Origin of the sequence: Paenibacillus sp. FSL E2-0178 (assembly GCF_038593005.1) — a bacterium.
GTDB lineage: Bacteria > Bacillota > Bacilli > Paenibacillales > Paenibacillaceae > Paenibacillus_AQ > Paenibacillus_AQ phytohabitans.
Window position 1 is genome coordinate 2376309 of sequence record NZ_CP151953.1, and the last position, 22497, is coordinate 2398805.

The window sequence follows — 22497 nt, forward strand, 5'->3', positions numbered from 1 at the left end:
TTGGCCCTGTAATGAATTCTTGATGATGACTCCAGGTACAGGCGGACCCCGGAAATCCTGAGCTGCGGGCAAGAAGAAGACCCTCCACCGCCAGGCGGAAGGTCAGGAGCGTTCTTTCATTAACCTTGAGTTTGCTGGAAATGCTTCATGAAATCGGCAAGTGCCTTAACACTCTCATGAGGAACCGCATTATAGATGGAGGCACGCAAGCCGCCAACGCTGCGGTGACCTTTGAGGCCAACGAATCCTTCCGCTTCGGAAGCTTTGATGAACTGCTTCTCCAGCTCCTCCGATTGCATCCGGAACGTTACATTCATAATGGAACGGCTGCCTTCTTCCGCAACTCCGCGGTAGAAGCCGTCACTGCCGTCGATATAGTCATAGAGGAGACCTGCTTTATCACGGTTCTTGGCTTCGGTACCGGCAAGCCCGCCCTGTTCCTCAATCCATTTTAACACTTCATTAACCATATATACAGAGAAGGATGGCGGCGTATTGTAGAGAGAGTTGTTCTTATAATGTGTATCATACCGCAGAATCGTCGGAATATTCGCAGGAGAACTGGAAATCAGCTCTTCCTTGGCGATCACTACAGTGACGCCCGAAGGTCCCAGATTCTTTTGCGCACCTGCATAGATCAGACCGAATTTGTTGATGTCGAAGGAACGGCTCAGAATGTCACTGGACATATCTGCGATCAGCGGAATAGAACCGGCATCCGGATACTCTGCGTATTGTGTCCCTTCAATCGTTTCATTCGAAGTAACATGCAGATATGCGGCATTGTCAGCAGCCTTGATGCTGCCAAGCTCCGGAATCGCCAGGAACTTCTTATCCTCTGAGGATGCGGCAACATGCCCGCCGCCAGCCAGCTTGGCTTCCTTCAGGGCCTTATCCGCCCAGCTTCCTGTCATGACATAGCTGCCGACCTGGCCTGCAGAGATGAAGTTCATCGGAACCATAGCGAACTGTGTGCTTGCTCCGCCTTGAATGAACAATACCTTGTAGCCTTGCGGATTGCCGAGGAGTGAAAGCAGGCGTTCCTGAGCTTCATTATGCACGGATTCGTATATAGCTCCGCGGTGTGACATCTCCATAATAGACATTCCGCTCTCCCGGAATTCAACAAACTCCGCTTGTGCACGTTCCAATACTGTAAGCGGCAGTGCCGCCGGTCCGGCATTAAAATTGTATGCTCTCTTGCTCAAAATTACTCCCACCCTTTCTCTCCTATGAATATGGATATCGCTATGATAGCAGATAACATTAAACAGCAGCAAGTATAATTATTCACATAGGAGGTAAGCTAGGGCAGGCTTCAGGAGGCAAAAAATTGATAGCTGCGCTTCCAACCCTTGCTGTGACGCGGTAAAATGGTGATGTCAATAAAAACCTCGGGAGAAATTACATGTTTCTCCCCCCATAGAATGATCCGTTCCGCCGTGAAATCCCCGCTCTCCCGGATTCCGGCGCCGCTTGGCTTATGGACGAGCTCCCAATAATGATCAGCCGCCGCGTTCTCCCAGCCCTCCAGCCGGCAATAGAAGGGACGGTCCGGCGCTTCCTTCCATGTAAGACTGTTACCGGACAGGCTCAGCAAATTGTCCGTATATGAGGATTCCGGCGCTGCAATACGGAGTGTGCCCGGCAGCCTCAGCTCATATTCCCCGCCGACAGCCGCGCCGTTGATTCCGACAAAGTTATGAATATATTCCTCTATGCGCAGCGGCTTGTCCCCTAGATTCTCAATCCCGTAGGCAATATCCAGCCGGTCCTCATTCAGCGTAATCGTCTTGGTCAGCCGCATACTGTAGCCCCGGCATTCCATCGGCTGGACGGTGTAAGTGACCGAATGCCTGCTGAGCTCTTGATTTATGGTGAAGGGGATAAGCGGATACTTCCCGAAAAAATCGTATGCTTCATCGCTCTGCTTCTGCAGCAGCCCGACCCCGGGCTTCGGGAACCACTCACCGGCAGCGGCATCCTCATAGCCGATTGCCCGGGAAATGGCGAACTCATTGCACAGGCCTATGCCTCCGCTGCCCTGTCCCGGAACCAGACTTTCCGGCACACAAAAGGTATGCCCCCCCTGCTCCAGAGTCACTCCTGTAATAAAACCGCTCCAATCAAACCGGGTGCCGCTATATGCTCCCGGCTCTGCTATCTCCACTGTAAGTATTCCGTTTGATAGAATATGTGCCACTTAATGCCCTTCCTTTCTACTTTCTATGTTTGGCCTATGATCGACCTATGCTTAACCTATGGATTCTAAGCTTACCCGTTACTACGGGGAATACACAAGCTTCCGGCTGCAATTTCCTGCAGGTTTCCTGAAGTTAAGCTCTTGTCCGCAGCTACTGCACTGTTTATAGGGCATCTCATATGAAAACGCCCGCTCCCGGCGGACCGGCAGAGCAGGCGTCTTAAATTCCTATCGTCCGGCGTTACGCCAGTTCAACCTCCAGCAGATGGACTTGGCCTTCAGGCAGGGCGCTCAGCAGGCTACGCGAGATCACAGCCCCTTCTGAGACGCGCTGAAGCGTTACCTCAGCCCCGCTCAGCTTCACAGCATGTATTTGGTACTCTCCGTATTCAGCGCTTCCTGAAGCCGTATAGACGACTTTCAGCTCGCGTCCGGCAAAGATAGTTTTGATAGAAGCACGGCCTTCGGCATCAAACTGTTCTTTAACCAGCTTCGGCTGCAGCAGCAGATCGCCCAGCTTGCCTTTGACACCAAATACCTCTGTGACCATCGTCAGCAGCATCCAGCTTGCCGAACCGGTCAGATACGTATACATCCCTCTGCCCTGCTCGTTGATATATTCCGGGATACCGGGGTACATCCGGCTGACTTCAAAGTCCGCGCTCAGGCTGTACAGCGAATCGAGTACTTTACGGCCTTCTTTGACAAATCCGCGTTTATACAGCGCGTTGCCGTACATTACAGTCATGTGGCTGAACATAGCTCCATTCTCTTTGTGGCCAAAGGCGAAGCCGAACGCACGGCCCAGATTCTGCTGAATACCGCCGAAGTTGCTGTTCAGCCGGTAGCCGATTTTGTCATCGAACAGATTGCGCTCCACCGCCGAGACAATGCTTGCAATCTGCTCCGGTGCAGCAGCATGACCCAGCAGCGGGAAGACCTGCCCGGTCAGCGTCATGCGGGTACCTTCAGCGAACTCACCCTCCACACGTTCCCCGTCATTATTGTAATAGCCGTTGAACCAGCCGTCGCCATGCCCGCTTGTTACCCATTCATTGCGGCGCAGGTGATCGAAGATCCATTCCGCTTTGCGGGCCAGATCTGCTGCAACCTGCTCCAGCTTCAGCTGGGTACGGATTCCGCTAACCTTATTCGGTGCTGCGGCATAGTAGCGGTCCAGCAGCCCGTGTTTGGCAGGGATAGATTCATAATCAATAGATTCGCCAAGCGAATCCAGCAGCAGCTTCATTTCTTCCGCGAGCTCCAGGGTGTCTCCACCGGTACGTTCCTTAAGCGTGATCAGCAGCCGGGAGAGATCCAGCAGATTGCTGGCATAGAAAGCGGTGAAGGTTACACTCTCACCCCGCTGGGCGGCCATATCCAGGCCGTCATTCCAGTCTGCGCCTTCAAGCAAAATATTGTTATGCTCACCCACATTGAAGAATGGAACCAGGTTCTGCAGCAGGATATGCTCCAGAATGGTGCCTGTATACACTTCACCTGCTGCAGTCCGCAGGCTGCTGCCGGCTCCAGGCTCCCAGGACGTATCGCGTTCCTTGCAGCGGCTCATGAAGGAATCCCGGAAATAGGTCTGCTCCTGCAGCAGGAAGTCGAGATCACCGCTCTGATCAAGATACAGCATCGTGGTTAGGAACGGCCATGCACCGTGATCCATCCAGACGCGGGGAATATTATTACGGTCCGCTATGAATTCACCAGGCTGCTGCCCGATGATCGTTGCATTACTGCCGTCGATTCTGACACCGGCATAATTGTTCAGCAGCAGGCTGCGCACATCAGCAGGCTCCATGATCAGCAGAGCGAGACAGTCCTGCCAGAGATCACGCCAGCCGCGGCCGCCTCTTCCATAGTCATGATAAGGCAGGAAGGAGTTGCCGTACAGTCTGCGCAGCACGGGCTGCAGAGTTACCCATTTCATCCATTCATCAGCGGCATGATCTCCCGTATGGAACTCTACCGTATTCACTTTTTCTGCCCAGAAGGTCTTATTCTCCTCCAGTAGCGCATCAAAAGCAGCGGTTGAGCCATACTTGGCCATCAAAGCCGGCACGCCGATTCTGTCATTCTCAATCGCAAGTACAACTACATAGGAATGGCTCTGTCCTGGAGCTAGTGTAATCTCGGCAAAACGCAGTCCGCCAAGCGCTTCATACCCTTCCTTGTGTATTCCGCCCCCTTCACCAATCTCCGGAGCCAGATTGCGTACCACCGCTTCCGGCCAGTCCAGGCTTCCGCCTTCACCGATGAACTCCTCCTGCACCGGGAAGAAGCCAACCGGCTGTGCTCCGCCTTCCGCAGCACCAAATACCCCGTAAGAGGTATGATTTACCCGGTGCCCGCGTTCGTCGAAGGAAAGTGCCGGCTGTACCTCCACTCCGTAAGCGGATGTATAAGTCCGGTTCAGCAGCGAAGTAACATGACGGTGATCCCGCAGATCATCTGCAGAGCGCGCATACAGCGGAATGGCAGCCGTCGGAGTCAGCGTGAGCTCCTTCGTGCCGCTGTTTGTCAGCACAACCTTCATCAGCTCTACTTTGTCATTACCGCAGGGTACGAAGCTCGTGATCTGTGCTCCTACCCCCAGCTCCTTATTGCCCCGGGTCACTTTATGCCATAACAGTCCGGCTTCCAGCAGAGATTCATCAGCACCCTCGCCATATACCGCGGCATTCTGCCGGGCGGAGTCTCCCGTAGCTGACCATGCGCCTTGTCCTTCGATATATACCCAGAAATTGCGGGAAGCGCGGGAATTGTGCAGATCCTCCACAGAGAGCGGCGGAGTAAGGAATGTATTATGACCTGAAGTCACCTGACCATGCAGCTTCGGGCTGACCGAGGACATCATGCCCCCCTCATTCACCAGCGGAAAATACAAAAAACTGCTCCGGTCCGGCTGCTCCAGCCTGAAATCCCCATTATTGCCGGTGAAGCTCCAGCCTGATTTTATCTTGTGATCGTGATTCACTGTATTCATCCTCTCTCTACTACAAAGATAGATTGCATTTTTAATGGAACTTTCCGAAATCGGTTTCGTTTTTCATTATTGCATCGTTATAAATCTTTGTAAAGGTTTTTTTCATGTTCTATAATGTGCAAAATTGTTACTATAAAAGCTGATATTACGGCCTTTATGTGTATTTCATCCGTGACGAAACCACTTTCGTTATCAGTCTTATATTCTATATAAATCTGACTTAAACATAGTACAAAACAAGCCTGAAATTTCACACATCTGAAATACACATGAAATGTAAACGTTATATATGATCAAGTTGAGATTTAATAGAATATATTCTATTAAATAACACGAAAAATCACGAAATCACGACTACTCATAAGCATGCCGGACTGGACTCTCCACGCTCCCTAAGTTAGAGAGTCGGACTGAGAATCCGTTATTTGATCCAATTCGGCTTATTTTTTAGCCAAGCGGACTCAGATTCCTTTAAATGAGCATCTCCCCCTCATTTCGGGCTCGAATGAACAACATAACGGAATCTCAGTCCGTTTAGACCCCGTTATGGTTTTTTTTGACGAAATAGCGCCCTCTCAGTCCGCGTGAAGTTACTGATGTTCCTCCGTCCCGGCACGATTAGCTACCCAGCCTTTGTAACCGCCCCGTTTCTGCCAATGCCGCTACCCTACAATCTACTTGTGGCAATAACAGTTACTCCCCGTCCAGCTACAGAATAGCCTGGCACAACCAGGAGGCGGGACAGGTACAGCTTTGGTGTCCAGAACACAACAGAAAAAGCCCCCGGAATCAAATGATCCCGGAGGCTTCTTCATCAAGCTCTATTCAAATTAACTTATCTTATACATCAAAGTACAGGGAGTATTCATGCGGATGAACACGAATCGCAACGGCTTGAGCTTCAGAACGTTTCAGAGCGATGTAGTTATCGATGAAGTCCTTAGTGAATACGCCGCCTTCTGTAAGGAATTCGTAGTCAGCTTCCAGAGCGTCAAGTGCTTCGTCCAGTGTACCTGGAACGCTGCGGATCTTCTCTTTGTCTGCATCAGACAATTCGTAGATGTTCTTGTCCAGTGGACCGTAACCCATTTCTTCAGGGTTGATCTTCTTCTTGATTCCGTCCAGTCCCGCCATCAGCATTGCGGAGAATGCCAGGTAAGGGTTGGCCGTGGAGTCAGGTGTACGGAATTCGATACGACAGCCCTTAGGTGTTACAGCAGCTACCGGGATACGGACAGCAGCGGAACGGTTACCCTTGGAGTAAACAAGGTTAACTGGTGCTTCATAACCAGGAACCAGACGTTTGAACGAGTTGGTGCTTGGGTTAGTCAGCGCGATCAATGCAGGAGCATGATACAGGATACCGCCGATGTAGTGCAGAGCCAATTCACTCAGGTTAGCATAAGAGCCTTTTTCGTAGAACAATGGCTCGCTGCCGTTGAAGATCGACTGGTGAACGTGCATACCGCTACCGTTATCACCGAACAGCGGTTTTGGCATGAAGGTTGCTACCTTGCCGTATTGACGTGCAGTGTTCTGCACAATGTATTTGTAAGTCAGGAGATTGTCAGCTGTTTTCTTGAGGGTGTCAAAACGGAAGTTGATTTCCGCCTGGCCTGCAGTCGCCACTTCATGGTGATGGCGTTCGATTTCAAGGCCTGCTTCAGCAAGCAAACGGCACATTTCACTGCGGATATCCTGTTGGGAATCCACTGGAGCTACAGGCACGTATCCGCCTTTAACGCCAACTTTGAATGCCAGGTTGCCGCCTTCGTCTTTACGGCCAGTGTTCCAAGCTGCTTCTTCGGAATCAACGAAGTAGGAAGAGCTGTTCATTCCGCTCTCATAACGAACATCGTCGAAGATGAAGAATTCAGACTCAGGTGCGAAGAATGCCGCTGTACCTACACCGCTCGATTGCAGGAACTCTTCAGCCTTCACAGCGATACCGCGCGGGTCACGCTCGTAACGTTCGCCATCCGGTGTGAAAATATCACACATGATGTTAAGCGTTGGGTGAGCTGTAAAAGGATCGATGTATGTAGTGCTTGGATCAGGCATCATTACCATGTCCGACTCTTCAATACCCCGGAACCCTGTAATGGAAGAACCATCAAATGCTACACCATTCTCAAATGTTTCTTCTTCAACTGCGGATGCTGGCAGTGAGATGTGGTGAGCACGTCCACCCAAATCTACAAACCGGAAATCCACCCATTCGATATTGTTCTCCTTGATCGTCTGCAATACTTTTTCAACCGACATGCTTTATTCCTCCCCAAGTTCCGAACATTAGGCCGCTCACAGTATCAAATGTTCTTGTTTTTATTTTTTTGCTGTCGTCATTATAAATCTCAAACCTAACATCGTCAATGCTTATGTCAGGTATTTCTTACGACAATGTAAGATATTCTGACGCTTTGGTGAAAAAACTCAGTTCATCCGATTCCCATGTCACCTTTGTCCCATATTCAATAAAAATAGCCCCCTTCCTCCGCCCAAAGCGGGAGAAGAGAGCCTGTAAGAAGCTAATTCGCACTCAGAAGTTTAAACTACCGGGGCTGCTTCCAGTGAAGGAGAGAACTTGCGTCCGACAAGCGGCGCCAGCTTCTCAAGATCTCTAAGCAGGCTGTCGAACTGTTCCGGGAACAGAGACTGTACTCCGTCACCTGTCATGGAATTATCAGGGTCGGTATGCATCTCGATGATCAGACCATTGGCTCCGGCAGCAACCGAAGCCTTGGCCATAGGCGCAACCAGCTCACGGCGTCCAGTTCCATGGCTTGGATCGGAAATCACCGGCAGATGGCTGAGGTTCTGCAGCACAGGAATAGCTGATAGATCCAGCGTATTGCGTGTGTAGGTTTCAAAAGTCCGGATTCCGCGCTCACATAACATAACATCACGGTTGCCCCCGGCGAGAATGTATTCCGCTGCGTTCAGCAGCTCATCGTAAGTCGCACTGAAACCGCGTTTCAGCAGGACAGGACGCCCGCAGGTTCCCAGCTTGCGCAGCAGGTCAAAGTTCTGCATGTTACGTGTGCCTACCTGCAGAATATCCGCATGCTCCGCACAGATATCCACATACTCCGGCGTCATCACTTCCGTGATGGTCAGCAGGCCGTGGCGCTTGCCGGCTTCAGCCATCATCGTAAGACCTTCCACGCCTACACCCTGGAAGCTGTAAGGTCCGGTACGCGGCTTGAAAGCTCCGCCGCGCAGCACCTGGCCGCCGGAAGCTTTAACCAGCCGTGCGATTTCATCAATCTGCTCCGGGGATTCCACGGCACAAGGACCGCCCATAATAACGAGATTCTCTCCGCCGATCTTCACCCCGCGGATATCGATAACCGTATCCTCCGGATGGAAATCACGGCTTGCCAGCTTATAAGACTTGGTAATCTTCACGACGTTCTCGACGCCCTTCATCTGGCGCAGATGCTCGGCCAGCTTCGGCGTCACGCCGCCGACAAGACCGATTACAGTATGATCTGCTCCCCTTGAGAGATGTACCTGCAAGCCTTCTTTTTCAATTACGGCAATAATATCATTTACCTGATCCTGCGGTGTTTGGTTGGATGTAATAACGATCATATTATAGCTCCCCTTTTTGGACACTTATTCTTATAAACGGGTATAATCAATCAAATTTGATACTATCTCGCTACGACGCGTGTACGCTTTTAAGCACTAAAGAGATTTTACCGCAAGTTTCTGTTCCAGTCAACCCCAATAGTATATATAACAAAACCGCCGGGGGACGAAAAAACGGCAGCACACCTGAATACAGGCCGCACTGCCGCTATACCTATTCTAAAAGTTCATTTTTGCTATCAAGTCAGGTAGCACTCGTACTCTTGTTCTTCACAGGCGGCAGAAGCTTCGCCATATTCACCGTACGCTTGATCTCCCACGTATCAGGGTTCGCTTCGTCATACTGCTCCAGATAATTGATAACTTCCTTGGTAATCGGTGTTGGCGTAGACGCACCTGAGGTTACCCCTACCTTGGTAATCCCCTTCAGCCAATCCCTATTCAGTTCAGATACATCTGAGATCCGGTGAGCCGGTACGCCGGCAATTTCCTCCGACACCTGTGCCAGTCGGTTAGAGTTATTACTGCGCGGATCACCGACAACAATGACCAGCTCACACTGGCCTGCCTGCTCCGCTACCGCTTCCTGGCGGACCTGGGTCGCCATACAGATCTCATTATGGACCTCGGCTCCCGGGAAGGTCTCCAGCAGCTTTTTCATAATATGCTTAATATCCCACTGGCTCATGGTGGTCTGATTCGTAATTACAATACGCGAGGAAGGGACCGAGAGACCGGCAATATCATCTTCCTTCTCAATCAGATGGACATGTTCAGGGGCAATCCCCACCGCACCTTCCGGCTCAGGATGACCTTTCTTGCCGATGTAGATAACCTCGTAGCCCTCTTCAACCTTTTCCTTGATGAGGTCATGAGTCTTTGTTACATCGGGACAAGTGGCATCGACTGTAGTTAACCCTTTGGCCCGTGCTATCTTGCGTACCTCGGGCGACACACCATGAGCAGTGAAAATAACCGTCCCGCTTTCTATTTTATCCAAAATATCCAGACGGTTATGCCCGTCCAGCGTAATGATTCCGTCATCCTCAAAGGAGTTCGTGACATGGCTGTTATGCACAATCATGCCCAATATATAAATCGGCCGTGGCAAATCAAGATTTTGTGCGGCCTGCCGTGCCATTACCATAGCATCGACGACGCCGTAGCAATAGCCCCGGGGAGAAATTTTGATGACTTCCATGATTCACCGCTTTCTGCTGTCAATGACTGCTGTAATAGGAACCGTTTAATTATACCCTATTCCAGCGGCGGGGCAAAGAGAAGCGGCATCCAGATCACAAAAGTCGTCCCTTCACCCTGCCGTGTGACCACCTCTACAGAACCGCCGTGCTCATCAATTATCCATTTGGCGATGGACAGCCCCAGACCGATCCCTTCGGTAATCCCTCTGGATTCATCCGCACGGTAGAAACGGTCAAAGATATGCGGCACTTCGTCCTTGTCCATCCCGATTCCGGTATCCGAGATACGGATTCCCACCTGGTTCTGATAAAAGACGGCATCCAGCGTAACCTCACCCGCAGGTGTGTATTTAAAGGCATTATCAATGAAGATGAACAGCATCTGCTGCAGATAGTCCTTATTGCCAAGAATATATTTGCCGTTCAACTGGCCCATTTCGCCCACAGACCACTCCGCCTGACGCGGCAGGAAGGAAGCACGGCGTGCGACTTCGGTCATCATCGGCTCCAGCGCTACCGGCTCTATATCAAAGGTCCGGCCTGTATCCGCTCTGGCCAGAGAGAGCATATCCGCCACCAGCCGGCTCATACGCTTGGATTCATCAGCAATATCCTTCACCGATTCAATGGAGAGCTGGCGGATTTCCGCCTCGGTCATCCGGCTGTCATCCGGCTCCATCTCCCAGATCTTCTGCAGCAGATCTATGTTGCCCCGTATCGTTGTAAGCGGTGTCCGGAGTTCATGCGAAGCATCGGATACAAAGCGGCGCTGAGTGGCATAAGCCTCCTCCAGCCCTGTATAGAAGCCCTCCATCCGCCCAAGCATGTTGTTGACCGTATCGATCAGCCGGCCGATCTCATCCTGCGGCCCGTCGTATTCAATGCGCGAGCTCAAATCCGTCCCGGTCTGTATCCCGTTTGCCGCCTCAATAACCTTGCCAATCGGACTCATTGCTTTGCGGGCGAGGAAGAGCCCGAAGGTGAAGGCAGCGATCAGAGTCGCAAAAGAACCAACGAGCAGGATATTCTTCAGTCTCAGCATCAGCCGGTCCTGCTCACCTGTATACGCGGCCATTTGCAGGACTGCGGCAGGATTGCCTTCATACCCCGGAATATCAACAGCCCGCTGATAGATTAAGAAAGAATTTCCTTTGTAGCTCTCTCTAACAAAGCCCTGTTGGCTGACTATAGCGGCTTGTTCCGGAATATTAAACCGCAGATCAAACGTCTTCATGTTATTGTTGGGAACAATCCGGGAAATGTCGTATATATACAACTGTGCAAATAAGTTCTGGCCTTCAAGACTTCCGCCCACATACAGATTCGAAGATCCGTCATAATAAGTAACCGGCTGCAGTTCGATCTGATTGGCCTGATTCTTAAGCCGGTCCTTCAAGTCACCGTACGTATTAATATAGACAAACCCGTAGATTAACGCGGACAGGGCCAGCAGCATAATGGCCAGAATCCCTGAATACCAGGCAGTCAGCCGCAAACGTATAGACATATTAGTCACCTCTTAGGATGTAGCCGGCTCCCCGGATCGTTTGAATCAGCCTTTTGCCGCCATGCTCTTCCGTCTTCTGGCGCAGCATTGCGATGTATACCTCCAGCACGTTGGATTCACCGCTGTAATCGTAACCCCAGATCTTGTCCATGATCAGATCACGGGACAGCACCCGCTTCGGGTTCTGCATGAACAGATGCAGCAGTTCGAATTCCTTCGCCGTCAGCTCCAGACGTTTGCCTGCACGCGTCACTTCACGCGAATCTACATCCAGTGTGATATCCTCATAGGAAACCGCCTGGTCCGAGCCTCCGCCCTGCTCACTTTTGCGCCGGAGCAGTGCCCGTACCCGGGCAAGCAGCTCCTCCAGAGCAAACGGCTTCACCAGGTAATCGTCTGCACCCAGATCGAGCCCTTTGACCCGGTGTTCAATCTCGTCCTTGGCCGTCAGCATAAGTACCGGAACACTGCTTCCGCCCTCACGCAGACGGCGGCAGACCTCGAACCCGTCCACTTGCGGCATCATTACATCCAGGATAACCACATCCGGATCACTGTTCAGAACAGCACGCAGCCCATCTGCCCCGTTAGCGGCTGTTTTGACATCATACCCTTCAAAGGCAAGCCCGCGGCGCAGCATGGATATAATTTTCTCATCGTCATCAATAATTAAAATATTCGGTCGCATCAAGCAGCCCCCATTGTTCAGTTCATATATCTATATTGTATCATGAATACGTTTATCCGCATCCGCAGCCTATGCAGCAAAAACGGAAGGGTCTCCCCTTCCGCTGTGCTGCTCACCGTCCGGTGTGTTTATTGCTTCTGAGTTTGAGTCGTGTCAAAATCATTTTTGTTGCCGATCGTTACCGGAAGGTCCAGCTTCTTACCGTCACGAACCACATTCAGTGTCACCTGATCGCCAACTTTGAGCGTCTGGATGTAGGTAATCAGATCCTGGCTGGTGGCATAGTTCGTACCGTTCACACCTGTGATGATATCGTATGGGCGGAGGTCGGCGGTATACGCTGGAGATTTGAAGACAATCTCGGCGACTACGGAGCCTTCTTTGAGGTCAGTGCCCATTTGCTTAGCGACTTCATCGGTAATGGTCATCAGCGAAGCGCCGATGAATGGTACCGGTTCCTTCGGAATTTCCTGGTTGGCTTCCAGTTTCTCTACAACTTCTTTAATGGTATTGACCGCGATAGCAAAACCGATACCCTGGGAGTCTGTGCTAACCGCCACATTCATCCCAATGACCTGACCATTCATGTTAAGCAGCGGTCCGCCCGAGTTCCCGGGATTAATTGAAGCATCCGTCTGCAGCAGGTTCTTGTAATTGCGTGTGCCGCTTCCGTCTTCTTCATTAATATCAATACTGCGGCCCTTGGCACTCAGTACACCTGCTGTAACCGTGTGGTCAAAGCCCTGCGGGTTACCAATCGCTACGACTTCTGAACCTACCTTAATGCTGTCAGAATCACCGAGCGCCACTGTAGGGAAGTCCGTTCCTTCAATTTTGAGCACGGCCAAGTCCAGATCTTTGCTGGAGCCGAGCAATTTCGCTTCATAAGGTTTGGTATTGCCGTCAACCGTAACCTGAATGACATCTGCATTATCCACCACATGCTGGTTGGTCAGAATATAACCGTCTGAATTATAAATGAAGCCTGTGCCGATTCCATAAGGAGTAAGCTGGGATGAATCCGAATTGTTGGATTCCGGCTGGGATTCTGAATTGGAGCCGGAAGATCCGCTGCCACCGAACTGATCACCGAAGAAGAACTGGGAGAACGGATCGCTCATATTCGGATTACTGCTGCTTCTGCTGCTTGATTTAACCAGCGTCTCAATTTTGACAACTGCCGGCCCCACCCCATCCACTACGCTGGATACATCACCCGATCCGGTAACCAGTGCTGCTGTGGAAGTGGAAGGCGTAATGGTAGCACTTCCGTTCGCTGTCTTAGCTGCTGTATTCGTAACGGCTGCTGTAACTGCCTGATCGCCTGTGAACCAGTTGCCCCGGTCCGCCATGAACATCGAACCCGATAATACAATCATTCCGGCAAGAAAAGAGATAAGTACCGCCTTGACCGGCTTCTTCGGCTTACGGTTATACTGCCAGCCGTTACTTCCCTCAGGGGGGTTACCGCCGCGTCCGCCATTTCCGCCATTTCCGTCATATCCGGTTGTGCGGAGCGAAGTGCTGTAAGGTAAAGACTTGACCGGCTGCGGAGGTGAAATCTCTACACGTTCCGGCTCCCGGCGGTTGTAATGCTGCGGATCTTCACCATTCATCTCATCATTGTTCAAGGATTTGAACGGCCCATAAGAATAGTAGTAGGAAGAGCCTGCTTCGGTTGATGAATTACTGTTACTGTTGTTATTGCCATTGTTGTTAAAGTTACTGCTATCATTACTGTCCCATTCCCGCTGCGGTCCCGGTTCATTATCACGATTGAAGTTGTTCTCACGATTGTAATTGTTTTTGTTATCGTCCATGTTTTCTTTCCTCCCGCGCTTTGCCGCATCCGGCAAAGTGTTATTTGTTTTCTTGTTCTTATTTTGTACTTTAAACCTTAAGGTCACATTAAAAACAATTTAAGCGGAGATAAAAGATATGAACAATTAAAAGAGAATATGAGGGAGAACCGCAGGAAATACGGTTGTTGAGGCAATTGGTGGACGTAGAGGACAAGTAAATACCCCGGCGCTATAGCGCCGGGGTATTGCAGGTTACCGCTTATACGCATACGTACAATAGGCATGAATGTTGTACATATTGCAACTTTGCTCCTAGATAACAGGGGTGTTAAGGAGAATTGTTGTACGAAATACAAGAATTGCCCCGTTTAGCCGCTTGAACGAGGTGGAATGCTGCCTTTCGTACAACAATTTTCGATTATAGATAATATATAGAGGAAAATGTTGTATTCTGTGCAGGATTCACTGGGCTGAAGGAGCTAACTCTGCGCCCAGCCCTTACGGTGGGCGTAGATAGCCAGCTGGGTGCGGTCATCCAGCTCACACTTCATCAGCAGGTTGCTGACATGCGTCTTCACCGTCTTGATGCTGATATGCAGCTCCTCGCCGATATCTTTATTGGTTTTGCCCTCAGCGATCAGCAGCAGCACTTCCTTCTCCCGCTCGGTCAAGCCGGAAGAGTCGCCCTGTACGGTACGCTGGCGGATGCCGCGGGTCAGTGCCTGCGAGACATCGCCGGTCATCACCGGCATGCCGCGGTACGCGCCTTGCAGCGCGTAGATCAGTTCCTCTGCCGAGACGGTTTTGAGGACATAGCTGACCGCCCCTGCCTCGATCGCGTCTACAACAAGATCATCCTCCAGGAAGCTGGTGAGGATGACAATTTTGAGACCCGGAAATTCGGCCAGCACTGCGCGCGTTGTCTCCGCCCCGTTCATGACCGGCATCATCAAATCCATCAGCACCAGATCCGGCAGGGCCTCATGCCCCAGTTCACGCAGCATGCCAAGCGCCTTATGCCCGTTCTCTGCCTCACCTATAACTTCAAACATCGGATCAAGCATCAGATAAGTTTTGAGACCCATCCGCACCATATCATGATCATCCACCAGCAGCACTTTAATGAGACTCATTCTGTACTCCCCCTATCAGGCTCAGATTCGGCATCAACCGGCTCCGGGATGCCCTGCACAAACTTTGGTATATGTACGCGGATCGTCGTTCCCGCCCCCTTGCGGCTGATAATCTCTACCTGGCCGCCGAGCTTCTCGGCACGCTCGCGCATGGTGGTAAGTCCATAGGAGCCCTGTTTATGCTGCACCTGCTCGAAGCCCTGACCGTCATCGCTGATGCTCAGCACAACCTGGCGCGGCACCTCGCGCAGCGACAGGCTGACTACCCGTGCTCCGGCATGCTTCACGATGTTCGCCATCGACTCCTGAATAATCAGGAACAGCTGATGTTCAATCGCCTCGGACAGCTCACCCTGCAGTTCAAGCTCCTTTACTCCCTTGAGCCCGTTCTGGCGGCAGTAATCCGGGAACCATTTCTCCAGCGCCTCGAACAGATTGCGCCCCTCCAGCTCCACCGGACGCAGCTGCGCGATCAATGCCCTCATTTGCTTCTGCGCCATCTGGGACATGCTGATCAGCTGGTCCATGACCGTCTGCCCATGCTCTGCGCTCCGTTCAAGCACTTTAGGCAGCGAAGAAGCGGACATGTGAATCGCAAAAAGCTGCTGGCTCACCGTATCATGCAGATCCCGGGCCATACGCCTCCGCTCTTCCAGTACCGCGCTCTCCGCCGCCTTTTCCTTCTCAATGACTTCCTGTTCACCCAGCTGCTGCAGGAGCTTCATCTTCTTCTCTACAGTATCCATCATAATATTGAATTCGTGATATACCCGGGCAAAAGACTGGTCTTCGCTCTCCGGCATCCGTACGGACAGATTGCCTTTGGCCACCTGCAGCATATTCAGGTCCAGATGGTCGATCCGCCGCTGAATCCGCTGTCCGGCAATATAGCCGATAGTCACGGTGAAGAGCACAATGCCCAGACACAGGTACAGCCACATGCTGGTATCCACCACCCGGATATAGCCCAGGCATGTCCCGGCATACATCAGTCCGGCAGTTACTCCGCCGCTAAGCAGGAAATACACCAGCAGCATCCACTTGGTATTGCTGAAGATCGTCCCCATTTAGCCCACCGTTTTGACTTTAATGTCACCGATGAAGCAGCTGACGTTAATGCGGACTTTTTTACCTGCCTCCTTATAATAAGGCGTCTTGCACTGCACATTGCTCATGAATCCGCTGCGCGACTGCTCAAGCACCTGCATATCACCAATGAACGAGCTGCCGTTAACCGATACACCAAGATTCATATCATCCGGAATATAAACCTTAATATCACCGACAAAAGCGGAAATGTTGATCTTGGTCTCACCGTAAGGAATTTGCGCATTGGTCAGATCCAGCACTGTATCCCCGATAAACTGCGAAATGTTGGTTTGTTTTAGCTGGAAATGCTCACGGCCCATATGGACATCGCCGATAAAAGCCGAGCGGTTCGTCGTTTCTTTGTCCTGCCCGGAATCCTGAAACTCCTCATGCCATTCGCCGTGGCGGCGGGCATGGCGTTCCTGGCGCTCCTGGCGTCTGCGTTCATGGCGTTCCTGCTTCTCCTGCCACCGGGCATCCGCCGAAGAGGAGGATACTCCCTGTTCTCCGTCTTCATCCTCAGTGTCTTTGTGCAGATAATCATTCCAGTCCCGCCCGCCGGCACCGGCAGACTTGCCGAACTTCTGCTCAAACTGCTCATCGAGCGTCGATTCCAGCGGTGCAGGAGGCTTCGCATCCAGCGGGCTTTTGCCCGGTCCGGGCGGATAGAAATTTGGTGGTGCCGGCGGTGCCGGAGGAACCGGCGGCGTTGTCCCCCGCGGCTTGAAAATAACAGCTAAACCGCCGCCGATCAGCATAACCGGGATCAGCATTTTGAAGAAATCGCCTGCCGAGAAGTCAAACCATTCTAAATTCCGTCCCAGGAAAAACACGCCGATGGCCAGAAAGAAAAATCCGCCAAGTGTCGCAGAGAATCTCGAATGCTCATCGTCCGGGGACAAAAAGCGTTTAACCCCTAATATAATCAGAATAACCGGCCAATACGTAGATATCATTGAGCCCAGGCTGAAATCAGTGTAGCCCATCTGTCTCAGCAGGAACAGGCCTCCGAGACCGATAAGGATCAGTCCGCCGAGCACCTGGCTGGTGAACCGTCGTTTCATATGTCATTCCCCCCAGTAGTTAGTGTAACTCTTGCTTCTTCACGCTTATAGTCCTAGTCTACAGGAAGAAAGCTGCGGGGAACAGCGGCGTGAGAAGGAAACAGGCCTCAGTCTCCAGACCGAGGCGGCTGGAATATTCCGTAAATTGTATGATGCCCATAAAAAAGCTGCCCTTCCAGCCCATAATCCGGACTTGAGAGGACAGCCTTGACGCTTCAAATGCTCATACCGGCAACCCCAGCATTACTGCTGCGGTTTTTGTACCGGTTTGGAGAACGTGTTGCTCTTAGTAGTTGCACCGTCGTTCTCAACGGCAAACTCAGCATTGTATTTTTCATTCGGTGTTTTGTAGTTCTCTTGTACCTTTGGTTTCTTGGAATTAGCCACGGAATTGTTCACCTCCCTCATCTCGGAAGAGGCAAGTCGCTTGCCCCAGTCGATATTATGGGAAATGTGAAGCCGTATTATGCATGCTTACGTGAAAAATAATTCAAACTCAGTGAGGCCGGCCCAACCCTTAAATAACCTCTTCCAGCAAATATTGCGGCACTGCATTATAGGTCTGGATTGCATGTCCAAGACTTTTCAGCATACTCTCCGTACATTTTCCGTTGCCTCGTTTGATGAGCTGGACGACAACGGTCTTCTTGCCCCATTCCTTATACACCTGCTTGGTGGTGCTGAAGTACAGATCAATCTTCCGCCCTTTAATCGCCGAACCGGTGTCGGCCACTATAGCATATCCGTAACCCGGTATATATAAAATACTTCCCAAAGGCAGAACTTTCGGGTCTGCAGCAATGGTGGATACGGCATTCTTGTCCCGGCGTACCTTGACACCCGAATACGTAATTCCGTACTGCGGATGCTTCGCGGTCTTGCCTGTGGATTCGTATCCGGCCGTATAGCCGGTCGCTGTTACTTTCATTGAAGTGATGATCTGCTCCGGCGCAGGTGCAGCTACCGGTACCGAATCCGGCTGCTTGGCGGCTGCCTTCGCCTTCGGCTTACTTTCCGGCACCTGTGCTGGCTTAGGAGCCTGGACGGTAACCGGCTGTCTTAACCGCGAAGAGCCTCCCAGACGGGATGCCGAACCAGCCTCTTGACGCTGAACCTGAGAATTCGTGGTGACTGCACTCAGTTGTCCTGCAGTGTCTTCCGTCCCTCTTGCCTGTGCCGATTTGCGCGAATAATCCGGGTAGATCCCGGCTGCTGTCAGCAGAAGCACGATGGTGACGAAAAGACACCAAAACCTCTGGTATAAGCCCATTTTGTTCATTAGTTAAACCTCCCCATATAGCGAAGGTTTCCCGTTTCACAAAATTTTATACCTGAAACCGGATAATAGCGGTCCCATGCGGCTTATAACAGAGGTTATTTATTGGTAATTATACGTACTATTAACAGCTTGTGTATGCTTTAGATTACGCGTCCCGCAATTTCCTGTCCAAGCGAATCAATGACTTCCTGGAGCGGTTTGGCACCGATGTCACCTTCTCCGCGTTTGCGGATCGATACGCTCCCGGCATTCATTTCATTCTCGCCTACAACGAACATATATGGAAGTTTCTCCAGCTGTGCTTCACGGATTTTGTAACCCATTTTCTCATTGCGCAAGTCGACTTCGGCGCGGATGCCGCTGCGCAGCAGCTTGGCAGCCACTTCCTTCGCATATTCATCAAAGGCCGAGGATACCGGAATAATCTTTACCTGCTGCGGAGACAGCCACAGCGGCAGTGATCCGGCAAAGTTCTCCAGCAGGAACGCTACGAAACGTTCCATGGTTCCAAGAATCCCGCGGTGCAGGACAACCGGACGGTGCTTCTGTCCGTCATCACCGACATATTCCAGCTCAAAGCGTTCAGGCAGCAGGAAGTCGATCTGTACAGTCGACAGTGTTTCTTCCTTGCCCAATACTGTTTTGATCTGAACATCCAGCTTCGGACCATAGAAGGCTGCTTCGCCTTCGGCTTCGTAGAACGGCAGGCCGGCTTCTTCGACAACCTCACGCAGCATGCGCTGTGCAGTCTCCCACATTTCATCATTGGCATAATACTTCTCTGTATCCTTAGGGTCCCGGTAAGAGAGGCGGAAACGGTAATCTTCAATCCCAAAGTCGCTGTATACCTGCTTGATCAGCTCCAGCACGCGGATGAACTCGCCTTTGATCTGGTCCAGACGGCAGAAGATATGGGAATCATTCAGTGTCATCGAACGGACACGGTGCAGGCCTGTCAGGGCTCCCGACATTTCATAACGGTGCTGGATACCCAGCTCGGCAATACGGATCGGCAGATCGCGGTAGCTGTGCATCGAGCTCTTATAGATCATCATGTGATGCGGGCAGTTCATTGGACGGAGCACGAACTCCTCATTATCGATAGTCATCTTAGGGAACATGTCTTCCTGGTAGTGTTCCCAATGTCCAGAAGTCTTGTACAGCTCTACATTACCCAGTACAGGAGTGTAGACATGCTGGTAACCAAGGCTGGCTTCCAGATCTACAATATAGCGCTCCAGAATGCTGCGCAGCTTGGCGCCCTTAGGCAGCCAGATCGGCAGGCCTTGTCCAACCAGCTGGTTGAACGTGAAGATTTCCAGTTCCTTGCCCAGCTTACGGTGATCGCGTTTCTTCGCTTCCTCCAGCAGGCGCAGATGCTCGTCAAGCTGGGCCTTCTTGATCCAGGCTGTTCCGTATACGCGCTGCAGCATCTTGTTCTTGCTGTCTCCGCGCCAGTAGGCACCGGCTACGTTCATCAGCTTGAACACTTTGATCTTCGCAGTGGACGGCAAATGCGGACCACGGCAGAGGTCGAAGAATTCGCCCTGTTCATAGATTGTAATCACACTGTCTTCCGGCAGCGCCTGGATCAGCTCCAGCTTGTAAGGATCAGCCAGCTCGCCGAATCTGTCCAGTGCTTCCTGGCGGCTCACCTCATGGCGGACAATCGGCAGGTTCTCTGAAACGATACGCTCCATTTCCTTCTCAATCTTCAGCAGATCCTCCGGATTAAGCGGATGCTCCAGATCCATATCATAATAGAAGCCGTCTTCAATGACCGGACCTACTCCGAGCTTAACTTCCATAGTCCCGAACAGGCGTCTTACCGCCTGGGCCATAAGGTGAGCTGTACTGTGACGCATCACTTCCAGGCCTTCCGGGGAATCCAGGGTAACGATCTCTACAAGATCGCCTTCCTGCAGCTGAGTGGACAGATCCACGACGATTCCGTTGATCTTACCTGCTGCGGCATTCTTGCGCAGTCCGCTGCTGATCGAGGCTGCTACATCATCAATGCTACTGCCATCGGCATATTCCCGGACCGAACCGTCCGGAAGTTTGATATTTACTGACATTTTTCTTCCTCCTAAAAGTTAGCTTCTGCACACAAAAAACACCCGTCCCGCAAAGGGACGAGTGATTGCACCCGTGGTTCCACCCAAATTCGATACCATTATGCAAAAGCTGCTGCAGAGCAGCGGCATTGCAGAATAGAATCCTTCGTCAGCATGGAGATAACGGCCATGAACCGGCGGTTCTTACTATCCTGCGTAATGATGTCCGTAAACGGATATTCCCAGGAATTCATAACCGCAGCTACAAAGGGGTAAATCAAAAGCCGGTACCGGAGGAAATTGCAGCCTGAGGTTTCCTCTCTCTGAAGCGGTCCTGAACATCGATTCATATCTTTGTCGAAGCTGATAACGTGAATTACGGTAATTATAAATCTCAGCTTATCTTCCGTCAAGTGGAACCGGCATGTCATACAAGTCTGAAGCGCCGCCGCCCCAGGCTGTTCATTCTTCTTCCCGGCGTTTCTTACCCGGCAAGCGGCCTGCGCGCTTCAAAGACTCACGCAGCAAGTATTCGATATGTCCGTTTACGCTGCGAAATTCTTCTCCCGCCCAACGTTCCAGCGCTTCGTGCAGTTCGGGATCGATCCGCAGCGGAAAGCTTTTTTTGGCCGCCATAATATTACCGCCTTAGTACAACGAGCCGGCGTTAATAACCGGGCTCGCTCCGCGCTCCGACACAATCGCAACCATCAGATTGTTGATCATCGCCGCTTTGCGTTCTTCGTCCAGTTCAACTACACCGCTCTCTTTGAGTTGGCGGATCGCCAGATCCACCATGCCGACAGCACCTTCCACGATGATCTGGCGTGCAGACAGAATGGCCGAAGCCTGCTGGCGCTGCAGCATCGTACTGGCAATCTCTGTGGAATAGGCCAGATGGGTAAGGCGGGCTTCAATCACTTCTACACCGGATAAGGACAGACGCTCCTGCAGCTCCACCGCAAGTTCTTTGGCAATCTCATCGGCATTGGCCCGCAGGGACATGCCAGTCTCATTGAAGTTATCGTAAGGGTATTTGCTTGCCACATGACGCAGCGCCGTTTCACTCTGAATTTCCACAAACGCCATATACTTATCTACATCAAACAGCGCTTTGGCCGAATTAATGACCTTGAATACAATCACTGCAGCAATCTCAATCGGATTACCTTCCACATCATTGACCTTCAGCTTCACGCTGTTGAAGTTGCGGACCCGCAGTGATACGGTCTTGCGGATGCTGAACGGAATGACAGCGAACAACCCGCTGGTTGCAATCGTACCGACATATTGGCCAAAGAAGGTCACGACTACTGACTTGTTCGGCTGAACTACGGTAATACTCGTACATAGAATACCGGCTGCAACAAACAGGATGACAGGCAATGCCACGTATTCCTGAACGGCACCGTAAATTCCGCCCCCGATACAAATGGCAATTAGAGCCACAACCCAGAATCCGCTGACAGGATGCAATGTTTTCTCTTTCATAAAGATGCCTCCATTAGATATGTATTTGATATAATTATGATATCACTTTTGGATACAACTGTAAACTGATAATATAAAAATATCACTGCCTGTTTACCGTTTTTCTTTTATAATTTGCCTGACAATACGAATGTTACGAAGCATCAGGATAGACCCATTCATAACTAACAAAGGAAGTGTAACTCATGAGTGTTAAGGATCAAGTACTGGAAATCATTAAAGCTTCAGCAGCTCCTGTAACTGCAGGTGAAGTTGAAAAGCTGTCGGGACTGGAACGCAAAGCGGTCGACAAGGCCTTCACCGAGCTCAAAAAAGAAAATGCGATTGTCTCCCCCATCCGCTGCAAATGGGAAGCTGCAGTGAAATAACGGGACGTTTATGGTCTGGGCTGGA

The 22497-nt window shown here is 51.3% G+C and carries 19 protein-coding genes; 1 reads left to right on the forward strand and 18 read right to left on the reverse strand.

Features of this window, described 5'->3' with window-relative positions:
- Nucleotides 1-119 precede the first annotated feature (119 nt).
- From serC to MHI42_RS10680, 18 genes are all read right to left on the reverse strand, one after another.
- Entirely contained in the window at nucleotides 120-1211 is a 1092-nt protein-coding gene (gene serC, locus MHI42_RS10595) for a 3-phosphoserine/phosphohydroxythreonine transaminase (RefSeq protein ID WP_171718992.1), read from the reverse strand.
- Nucleotides 1212-1318: 107 nt separating this feature from the next.
- Entirely contained in the window at nucleotides 1319-2203 is an 885-nt protein-coding gene (locus MHI42_RS10600) for a hypothetical protein (RefSeq protein WP_342423739.1), read from the reverse strand.
- 241 nt (nucleotides 2204-2444) lie between these two features.
- Nucleotides 2445-5189 (reverse strand): cellobiose phosphorylase, encoded by a 2745-nt coding sequence (locus tag MHI42_RS10605; protein ID WP_342423740.1) that lies wholly within the window; start codon nucleotides 5187-5189, stop codon nucleotides 2445-2447.
- An 849-nt stretch (nucleotides 5190-6038) separates the two neighbouring features.
- Nucleotides 6039-7463: a type I glutamate--ammonia ligase gene (glnA, locus tag MHI42_RS10610; RefSeq protein ID WP_042135170.1), complete on the reverse strand. Its 1425-nt coding sequence runs from the start codon at nucleotides 7461-7463 to the stop codon at nucleotides 6039-6041.
- Between the two features lie 282 nt (nucleotides 7464-7745).
- Entirely contained in the window at nucleotides 7746-8792 is a 1047-nt protein-coding gene (gene aroF / locus MHI42_RS10615) for a 3-deoxy-7-phosphoheptulonate synthase (protein WP_039303367.1), read from the reverse strand.
- Between the two features lie 244 nt (nucleotides 8793-9036).
- Nucleotides 9037-9993 carry a 4-hydroxy-3-methylbut-2-enyl diphosphate reductase gene (locus MHI42_RS10620; protein WP_342423741.1) on the reverse strand — a complete coding sequence of 319 codons (957 nt, stop codon included), beginning with the start codon at nucleotides 9991-9993 and terminating at the stop codon, nucleotides 9037-9039.
- Nucleotides 9994-10049: 56 nt separating this feature from the next.
- Nucleotides 10050-11501 carry a HAMP domain-containing sensor histidine kinase gene (locus tag MHI42_RS10625; protein ID WP_342423742.1) on the reverse strand — a complete coding sequence of 484 codons (1452 nt, stop codon included), beginning with the start codon at nucleotides 11499-11501 and terminating at the stop codon, nucleotides 10050-10052.
- Between the two features lies 1 nt (nucleotide 11502).
- Complete coding sequence (locus MHI42_RS10630; RefSeq protein ID WP_042135165.1) at nucleotides 11503-12189, reverse strand: response regulator transcription factor; 687 nt, start codon at nucleotides 12187-12189, stop codon at nucleotides 11503-11505.
- Nucleotides 12190-12317: 128 nt separating this feature from the next.
- Nucleotides 12318-14009, reverse strand: coding sequence for a trypsin-like peptidase domain-containing protein (locus MHI42_RS10635; protein ID WP_171718925.1), 1692 nt, complete (start codon nucleotides 14007-14009; stop codon nucleotides 12318-12320).
- Between the two features lie 461 nt (nucleotides 14010-14470).
- Nucleotides 14471-15124, reverse strand: coding sequence for a response regulator transcription factor (locus MHI42_RS10640; protein ID WP_039303350.1), 654 nt, complete (start codon nucleotides 15122-15124; stop codon nucleotides 14471-14473).
- Nucleotides 15121-16191, reverse strand: coding sequence for a sensor histidine kinase (locus tag MHI42_RS10645; RefSeq protein ID WP_039303347.1), 1071 nt, complete (start codon nucleotides 16189-16191; stop codon nucleotides 15121-15123). The genes MHI42_RS10640 and MHI42_RS10645 overlap by 4 nt, the downstream gene beginning before the upstream one ends.
- The gene (gene liaF / locus MHI42_RS10650) at nucleotides 16192-17277 is read right to left on the reverse strand and encodes a cell wall-active antibiotics response protein LiaF (RefSeq protein ID WP_340988279.1); all 1086 of its coding nucleotides are present in this window, start codon (nucleotides 17275-17277) and stop codon (nucleotides 16192-16194) included.
- Nucleotides 17278-17520: 243 nt separating this feature from the next.
- Entirely contained in the window at nucleotides 17521-17664 is a 144-nt protein-coding gene (locus tag MHI42_RS10655; protein WP_156118574.1) for a hypothetical protein, read from the reverse strand.
- 130 nt (nucleotides 17665-17794) lie between these two features.
- Nucleotides 17795-18556, reverse strand: coding sequence for a 3D domain-containing protein (locus MHI42_RS10660; protein ID WP_042135159.1), 762 nt, complete (start codon nucleotides 18554-18556; stop codon nucleotides 17795-17797).
- Between the two features lie 140 nt (nucleotides 18557-18696).
- Nucleotides 18697-20634 carry a threonine--tRNA ligase gene (gene thrS / locus MHI42_RS10665; protein ID WP_042135157.1) on the reverse strand — a complete coding sequence of 646 codons (1938 nt, stop codon included), beginning with the start codon at nucleotides 20632-20634 and terminating at the stop codon, nucleotides 18697-18699.
- A 98-nt stretch (nucleotides 20635-20732) separates the two neighbouring features.
- Nucleotides 20733-20867 (reverse strand): hypothetical protein, encoded by a 135-nt coding sequence (locus MHI42_RS10670; protein WP_342423743.1) that lies wholly within the window; start codon nucleotides 20865-20867, stop codon nucleotides 20733-20735.
- A gap of 208 nt (nucleotides 20868-21075) precedes the next feature.
- Complete coding sequence (locus tag MHI42_RS10675) at nucleotides 21076-21249, reverse strand: toxin-antitoxin system HicB family antitoxin (protein ID WP_039303331.1); 174 nt, start codon at nucleotides 21247-21249, stop codon at nucleotides 21076-21078.
- A gap of 12 nt (nucleotides 21250-21261) precedes the next feature.
- Nucleotides 21262-22104: an SPFH domain-containing protein gene (locus MHI42_RS10680; protein ID WP_042135152.1), complete on the reverse strand. Its 843-nt coding sequence runs from the start codon at nucleotides 22102-22104 to the stop codon at nucleotides 21262-21264.
- A gap of 185 nt (nucleotides 22105-22289) precedes the next feature.
- Between MHI42_RS10680 and MHI42_RS10685 the strand changes: the two genes are divergently transcribed.
- Nucleotides 22290-22472 carry a hypothetical protein gene (locus tag MHI42_RS10685; protein WP_039303325.1) on the forward strand — a complete coding sequence of 61 codons (183 nt, stop codon included), beginning with the start codon at nucleotides 22290-22292 and terminating at the stop codon, nucleotides 22470-22472.
- Nucleotides 22473-22497: the final 25 nt, after the last annotated feature.